This is a genomic window from Caulobacter sp. B11, assembly GCF_002737765.1.
Classification (GTDB): domain Bacteria; phylum Pseudomonadota; class Alphaproteobacteria; order Caulobacterales; family Caulobacteraceae; genus Caulobacter.
The window spans coordinates 1-4,514 of record NZ_PEGG01000224.1; the positions used below are offsets into that span (position 1 = coordinate 1).

At 63.9% G+C, this 4,514-nt stretch carries 3 protein-coding genes; 1 reads left to right on the forward strand and 2 read right to left on the reverse strand.

The genetic code is table 11. The annotated features are described in order from the left end of the window. Together CSW58_RS15245 and ettA are read right to left on the reverse strand one after the other, a co-directional pair. Nucleotides 1–293 (reverse strand): hypothetical protein (locus CSW58_RS15245; RefSeq protein WP_236627755.1); only part of this gene is annotated, 293 nt, incomplete at its 3' end. Nucleotides 294–705: 412 nt separating this feature from the next. Further along, the gene (gene ettA / locus CSW58_RS09640; RefSeq protein WP_099447136.1) at nucleotides 706–2,373 is read right to left on the reverse strand and encodes an energy-dependent translational throttle protein EttA; all 1,668 of its coding nucleotides are present in this window, start codon (nucleotides 2,371–2,373) and stop codon (nucleotides 706–708) included. Nucleotides 2,374–2,602: 229 nt separating this feature from the next. On the opposite strand from ettA, the gene CSW58_RS09645 reads away from it, so the two are divergent. Further along, nucleotides 2,603–4,514, forward strand: a 1,912-nt coding sequence (locus CSW58_RS09645) for a TonB-dependent receptor (protein ID WP_099447137.1), incomplete at its 3' end; no start/stop codon positions are given.

A 4,514-nucleotide genomic window follows, 5' to 3' on the forward strand; every position in this document is an offset into this window, starting at 1 on the left:
AATATTTCACTGCCCTCATAGATATCATCTTCGTAGATGGCTATGCGGAAGACCGCTGTAGTCTGGCCTGGTTTGAAAGTTATAGTTTGCGGCGCAATATCCATGTCGCCTTGGCGATAGGATGACGCTTGTACAACAACCGTGACGAATTCGGCCGATGCCTCCGAAAGCTCAAGTGTTCTTTCGACGTAAGCGCTCCCCTCGGACACGTCCGTCCACGGGCCGACAAATCGAACTAGTGGCCCATTCGATATACTCATCGACACACCTTCACTCGACGACTTGCTGTCCACGCGCTCTACTCCAATCGCTGGCAGAGTCCCAATTTCCCGGGAACGGCACAACAATGAATTGAGCATCGGTTAGTCCTTCAACTAGCATCAGCCACCACTAAATCGCAACCAGAGATGGCGAGCGATGGCTCCGGACCGTCGCTTTCCGACCTTCTCCGAAATGCGGTGGAGCCTTGTGTCTTGGACGAAGAGGCATACCGGTGTCTGCCAACCGGTGCGGGGGTAGCCTCGCCTCCTCACGCCAGATACGCGGCCACAATCGATGCTAGCAGGGAGCTAGAAGCTACGCTGTCATCGATCAGCGACCAGCCGACGAACACGCCGGCGTGTTGGCCCGCCCCCACTTCACACAAAAAAGCGCCCGTCGCGGCAAGTCGCGGCGGGCGCTTTATCAAATTAACGGTCGGACTGCCTACCGCGCGAACTTCTGGAACTTGATACGCTTGGGGATCAGGCTGTCGGCGCCCAGGCGGCGCTTCTTGTCTTCTTCGTACATCTCGAAGTTGCCCTCGAACCATTCGACGTGGCTGTCGCCCTCGAAGGCCAGGATGTGGGTGGCCAGGCGGTCCAGGAACCAGCGATCGTGGGAGATGACCACGGCGCAGCCGGCGAACTCTTCCAGGGCCTCTTCGAGGGCCTGCAAGGTTTCGATGTCCAGGTCGTTGGTCGGTTCGTCGAGCAGCAGCAGGTTGCCGCCGGTGGCCAGGGTCTTAGCCAGGTGGACGCGGTTGCGCTCACCGCCCGACAGCAGGCCGACCTTCTTCTGCTGGTCGGCGCCCTTGAAGTTGAAGCTGCCGACATAGGCGCGGGAGTTAATCTCGCGCTTGCCGACGATCATGATGTCGGTGCCGCCGGAGACTTCTTCCCAGATGGTCTTGTTGGGATCCAGGGCGTCACGCGACTGGTCGACATAGGACAGCTTGACGGTCTCGCCGACCTTGACCGTGCCCTGGTCGGGCTGCTCGCGGCCGGTGATCAGCTTGAACAGCGTCGACTTGCCGGCCCCGTTGGGGCCGATGACGCCGACGATGCCGTTGGGCGGCAGGCGGAAGGACAGGTCCTTGAACAGGACCTTGTCGCCATATTCCTTTTCCAGGCCTTCGACTTCCAGCACCAGGCTGCCCAGGCGCGGGCCGGGCGGGATCTGGATGTGGGCGTGGGTCTGGGCCAGGCGCGCATTGTCCTGGGCGGCGACCATTTCCTCATAGCTCGCCAGGCGGGCCTTGGACTTGGCCTGACGGGCCTTGGGCGAAGAGCGCACCCATTCCAGTTCGCGGGTCAGGGCGCGCTGGCGGCTGTCGGACTCCGACTGCTCCTGCACGACGCGCTTGGTCTTCTGCTCCAGCCAGCCGGAATAGTTTCCCTCGTAGGGCACGCCCTTGCCGCGATCGAGCTCCAGCGTCCACTTGGTGACCTGATCGAGGAAGTAGCGATCGTGGGTGACCAGGATCACGCAGCCCGGAAAGTTTTCCAGGTGATGCTGCAGCCAGGCCACAGACTCGGCGTCCAGGTGGTTGGTGGGTTCGTCGAGCAGCATGATGTCGGGCTTGCTGAGCAGCAGGCGCGCCAGGGCGATGCGGCGCTTTTCGCCGCCCGACAGGTTTTCGATATTGGCGTCGTTGGGCGGGCAACGCAGGGCGTCAATGGCCATCTCGACCTTGGAGTCGATGTCCCACAGATCGCGCGTATCGATGATCTCCTGGAGCTTGGTCATCTCCTCCATGAGTTCGTCGGAATATTCCTCGCCCAGCTTGTTGGCGCATGCGTTGTATTTGTCGAAGATCTGCTTGTCCTCGCAGTCGGCGATGACATTGCCCCAAACGTCCTTGGTCGGGTCCAGCACCGGCTCCTGCGGCAGGTAGCCGCGGCGGATGCCCTCGGCGGCGCGCGCCTCGCCCGAGAACTGGTCGTCCAGGCCGGCCATGATCTTCAGCAGGGTCGACTTGCCCGAGCCGTTGACGCCCACGACGCCGATCTTGGCGTCGGAATAGAACGACAGCCAGATGTTCTCGAAGATCTTCTTGCCGCCGGGGAAGGCCTTGGTGAGGCCTTGCATCTGGAAAATATACTGCTGGGCCATGGCTGGGCTGGATCTCGCTGATCGAAGGTCGGGGACGGGCGCTGAAATAGCGCCCGGGGGCCGTTTGCGCAATGTCGCTGGCCCCGATGGCCAAAGGGCCAGCTTCACCATTCCGTCGCGAGACTGTCGGACAGTCGACATTATTGTGTCGTTAGGCCGTCATCCCCGGCTGTTACCCGGCCCCACAGACCCGGCGCGCTTCTTGCGGGACCGGGCAAGGGGATAGACCATGAAACATCATCTGATGCTGGGCGCCGCCTCGGCCGCCCTCCTGCTGATCGCCGCCGGCCCGTCGCTGGCCGCCGAAACCACCGTTCCCGCCGCGCCGACCGAAGTCGACGCCGTCGTCGTCATCGGCCAGGGCCAGAGCCGCCAGGTGCAGACGCTGAACAGCGAAGCCATCTCGCTGGAAGCCGCCGGCACCAGCCCGCTGAAGGCCATCGACAAGCTGCCGGGCGTGACCTTCCAGTCGGCCGACGCCTTCGGCGCCTATGAGTGGTCGACCCGCATCTCGATCCGCGGCTTCAACCAGAACCAGCTGGGCTTCACCCTCGACGGCGTGCCGCTCGGCGACATGAGCTACGGCGCCCATAACGGCCTGCACATCAGCCGCGCCATCACCAACGAGAACATCGGCCGCGTCGAGCTGGCCCAGGGCGCCGGCGCGCTCGGCGTCGCCTCGACCTCCAACCTCGGCGGCACGCTGCAGTTCTTCTCGCGCGCGCCCAGCGAAGCCATGGGCGGTCAGCTGAACGTCACGGGCGGCGCGGACAACATGTACCGGGTGTTCGGCCGCTACGACACCGGCGCCATCGAACAGCTCGGCGGCCTGCGCGCCTACGCCTCGATCGCCAGCCAGAGCACCGAGAAGTGGAAGGGCGGCGGCGACCAGAAGCAGTTCCAGTACGACGTGAAGGCCGTCCTGCCGATCGGCCAGGGCGATCTGACCGCCTTCTACAACGGCTCGCAGCGCCGCGAGCAGGACTATCAGGACCTGTCCTTCGCCCTGATCAAGCGCCTGGGCCGCAACTGGGACAACACTCGGCCCAACTGGGCCCTGGCGATCGCCGCGGCCAACGCCTACCAGAAGGGCACCGCCCTGCCCGCGCCGTTCACGACGGTCGACGACGCCTACTATGCCGGCGCCGGCGTCCGTGACGACGAACTGTTCGGCGCGACCCTGAACCTGCCGATCAATGACATGGTCAAGTTCAACGCCACCGCCTACGGCCACACCAACAAGGGCCAGGGCCTGTGGTACACGCCCTATGTCGCCAGCCCCGGCTATGGCGTGGTCGGCTCGACCGCCGCCCCGCTGTCGATCCGCACCACCGAGTACGACATTGATCGTCGTGGCCTGATCGGCGGCCTGACCGTCGACCTGGGCGCGCATGTGATCGGCGCCGGCTTCTGGGTGGAAAACAACGACTTCAACCAGGCCCGCCGCTACTACGCCGAAACCGCCTCGGCCCCGTCGCGCGATCCGCTGGACTTCCAGGAGACTCCGTTCTTCACCCAGTGGGCCTACAACTTCGAGACCAAGACCACGGTCGGCCATGTCGAAGACACCTGGACGGTCAACGACGCCCTGAAGGTCAATTTCGGCTTCAAGGCCATCAAGGTCGAAAACAGCGTCACCCGCGTCGCCGGCAACGCCCTGGCCGGCACGATCGAAAGCAAGGACAGCTTCCTGCCGCAGGTCGGGTTCGTCTTTAAGGCCACGCCCGACATCGAAGTGTTCGGCGGCTACACCGAGAACATGGGGGCCTATGTCTCGGCCGCCACGTCCGGCCCGTTCGGCTCGCAGAACCAGGCGGCGGTCGACTACATCGCCAAGACTCTGGAGCCGGAAGCCTCCAAGACCATCGAACTGGGCGCCCGCTATCGCAACGAGCGCTTCCAGGGCGTGGCCGCTGTCTATCACGTGGCCTTCGACAACCGCCTGCTGGCCGCCAGCACCGCCGCCCCGATCCTGGGCCTGCCCGCCGTTCTGTCGAACGTCGGTTCGGTCGAGACCCAGGGCCTGGAACTGGCCGGCACCTACAGCCTGACCGACGCCTGGAGCATCTACGGCGCCTACACCTATAATGACTCGACCTATCAGGACGATGTCATCAACGGTTCGGGCGTGGTCACCGTCC